The 3,259-nt window shown below is 61.1% G+C and carries 3 protein-coding genes; all 3 read left to right on the forward strand.

The window, feature by feature from the left end; all coding sequences use genetic code 11:
* The first annotated feature begins 10 nt into the window (after positions 1 to 10).
* On the forward strand, positions 11 to 883 hold the full coding sequence (locus AB4Y84_RS17125) for a CfaE/CblD family pilus tip adhesin (RefSeq protein WP_442250513.1): 873 nt from the start codon (positions 11 to 13) through the stop codon (positions 881 to 883).
* A 17-nt stretch (positions 884 to 900) separates the two neighbouring features.
* Positions 901 to 1,599: a pilus assembly protein gene (locus AB4Y84_RS17130; RefSeq protein ID WP_430766921.1), complete on the forward strand. Its 699-nt coding sequence runs from the start codon at positions 901 to 903 to the stop codon at positions 1,597 to 1,599.
* Between the two features lie 66 nt (positions 1,600 to 1,665).
* The coding region (locus tag AB4Y84_RS17135) for an ESPR-type extended signal peptide-containing protein (protein WP_442250512.1) at positions 1,666 to 3,259 on the forward strand (1,594 nt) is incomplete at its 3' end.

Consider the following 3,259-nt stretch of genomic DNA (forward strand, 5'->3'; position numbering starts at 1 on the left):
GAGTACAGGCTTGTGCCCGACTAGTGGACTAGAGAGCCTCGAAAGCGGGCCGGCGCCCATTCTGACGCGGATGGTGGAGGAGCGCAGCGGTCTGACTGCAGACCTTCGCGTCATGGCGGCTCTAAGTCGAGCGATTGGCGAACGTGCATGTGGTCCAGAGTTCTGGCTTGGCTGGAAGCGACCGATCTGGACCTCGCGCCAAGAGGAGTGTGGCGGCGAGAAAGCAATAGGGACCTCTGTTGAACTGCTTCTTCCGGAGAGCGAACTTAATCAGCTTGTCGCTGGTCGTTGGCACGGGAAGCTGATCTTGAACTTGAGGACTGATCCAGCAGGCTCCGTTCTTGCTGTGAACACTTTCAATCTTGCATTCACCATCACCGACTACAACGCGGTCTCCATCTACTTCCCGCTATTCGACCAGGTCACGCCACACGTCGGCCTGAATCTGCAGTATGACCCGATCGCACAGACCGTCGGCGGTCGGGCCCAACTCGACATGTGCCTGTACGACGGACTGGGTTCGCAGAGCCAGTACCTGGGCGTCACCGTGCGCGATAGCGGGCCGCGTCTTCCGGGGCCTTCAGGCTACTCGGTCTGGCATACCGACGGCGGCAGCGACGCCACGCAGCGCGTGGACTACACCGTCACCCTCGATCACAACGGCAGCGCTCTGCCCATGCGCAACGGTGTGGAGCAGCTGCTGCACAGCATCGACACCGCAAAGCTGCGCCTGGTGCTGCTGCCCGGCATGACCCAGCCGGTGTTCTGCGTGCCCACGCCATTGACGCTGGATACCCCCCGCGTGCCGGTCAGCAGCAAACGCCCCGGCTACTACGACGGCGATCTCAAGGTGGAACTGCGCGTTCCCACTGTCACGCCCTGATTCCCATGGAGCCCCCGATGAAGCCTCTCATTCGCTGCCTGCTTCCCTTGTCGCTGCTGATGGCGATGCCTGCCCACGCCAACCTCACCGTGCACCCCATGCGCACTTCGGTGGACGTGAAGAAGGGTGCACAGATCCGAATCTATTCGCAGTCCACCCTGCCGCAGTACGTGCAGGTCTCCATCAAGCGCATCGTCAATCCCGCCGGTGCAGACGAACAGGAGGTCGAGGTCGAGCCCGGCGAAGCGGCCATTGCCATCACCCCCGGCAAGTTCGCGCTTGCCGGTGGTGGCAATCGTCTGATCCGTGTGATTCCGCTGCAGCCGGTCGAGAAGGAAACCGCCTACCGCGTGTACTTCGAAGGCGTGCGTGGCCCTGAAGGGGCTGAACGCGCAGGCGAGGGCGAGCGTGCACAGGCCAACATCGGCGTCAGCCTGGTCTGGGGCGCGTTGGTCAATGTGCTGCCTGCGCAGCCCGCGATGGCGGTACAGGTGGAAGGCAATCGTCTGCGTAACACCGGCACGGTGCGCGTGGGCATCACCAGCATTGCCGACTGCGATGGCGCGCGCTGCACGGCACACGACGTGTCGCGAAGCCTGTATCCGGGTAGTGCGTTGGAGCTGCCTTTCACCGTGCAGCCGGGACACACGCTGCAGATGCGTTACCGCCTGACCCGCGATGGCTATCGCGAGCACATACAGACACACGACCTCTGACATCCCGTCGCTGCGGAACTGTTCCGCAGCGACGCTCACATTCGATTCCATTGTTAAGGAAATGCCATGAACAAAATCTATCGTCGTCTCTGGTCAACGGCTCGGCAGTGCTGGATTGTCGCCAGCGAGCTTGCATCTCCTCGCGGAAAGCGCACCAGTACCGTTCTTGCGGCTGGTACGGTTGGACTGGTCATGCTTGCGACGGTCGCGCAGGCCGCTGAGCCGGAGGTCGAGCCGGGTGATTTCGATGAACAAAGCCTGGTCGAAGACTATCCGGCGACTCCATCTGTTGCGGACCCTGCGTTGCGGAGCATGTTCGGTAATCTTCCGCTTCAGGCAGCTGCTACTGCAGGTTCGATAAACTCGCTGCACACACAGGTCGCGCTGACTACGGATAATTTTTACCGGGACTCGACAGTCTCAGGTGACCTGCAGATGATTCTCGGCTCACGCTCCAGTCTGACGGGCAGTAAGTCGGTTGGTTACGGAAGCCTGTTGACCGCGAGTGGAACCAACAACGTAGCCGTTGGCTATGGCGTCAGAGTGCGACAGGGGTATAGCACCGCAGTTGGCGCTGAATCTTATACCGACGGAGTCGGTGCGACGGCCTTCGGTAACAATGCTAAGGCGTACGCAGACAATTCGATTGCTGTAGGCAGTGGCTCCAGGACCAATGATGGCGCCGGCATTTCCAGGATTGCCATTGGTGGTGATGCGTACGCGGGCAGTAGTGGCTGGACGGGGGCGATCGCATTGGGTGGGGAATCGCGCGCAGAGTACGACGGTGTGGCTGTTGGTTATGGTGCAAAGACATCGGCAAATGGCACTGTGGCACTTGGTCGTGGATCGCTTGCCACAGAGGCCAACACCGTTTCGGTCGGTAGTGCCAGCGTGAAAAGGCGGGTGGTCAATGTGGCCGATGCGCGGCTGAACTCGACCAGCAGTGATGCGGTCACTGGTAAGCAGCTGTATGCCACCAACTCCAACGTCACCAAGGCCCAGACGGCGGCCGATGGAGCGAAGACGACAGCTACGGCAGCGCAGTCCACCGCCAACACGGCCAACAGCAATGCCAACTCGGCGCTGGCGAAGGCCAATGCGGTCAGTGGCCTGGTGAGCCAAGTATCGGCCGCTGGCAACGTAAGGCTGGGTGGTGAGAACACCGGCACCGTGCTGGATGTGCGCAACAAGTCCAATGCTGTTCGAAGCATCACCGGCCTGAAGGATGGGGCGCTTTCCACATCCAGCACGGAAGCTGTGACGGGCAAGCAGCTCAATGCAACCAACACGAATGTGACCAGTGCCAAAACTGCAGCCGATGCAGCGAAGACGACGGCTGCAGCAGCACAGTCAACGGCCACTACGGCCAACACCAATGCCAACACTGCATTAGCCAAGGCCAATACGGTCAGTGGCCTGGTCAGTCAGGTATCGGCCACTGGCAATGTGCGTTTGGGTGGTGAGAACACTGGCACTGTGCTGGATGCCCGCAACAAGTCCAATGCGGTGCGCAGCATCACGGGCCTGAAGGATGGAGCGCTGAGCACGACCAGCACCGAGGCGGTGACGGGTAAGCAGCTCAACGCCACTAATGCGAATGTCAGCAAGGCGCAGGCTGCTGCCGATGCAGCGGCTGCGCGGCTGAATGCCAGTGCCGTGG

The sequence above is a fragment of the Stenotrophomonas sp. 2YAF22 genome, from assembly GCF_052114665.1.
Classification (GTDB): Bacteria; Pseudomonadota; Gammaproteobacteria; order Xanthomonadales; family Xanthomonadaceae; genus Stenotrophomonas; species Stenotrophomonas indicatrix.

Coding starts and splice junctions, on each gene's coding strand:
- AB4Y84_RS17130 (WP_430766921.1), top strand. CDS start 901: ATGAAGCCTCTCATTCGCTGCCTGCTTCCCTTGTCGCTGCTGATGGCG.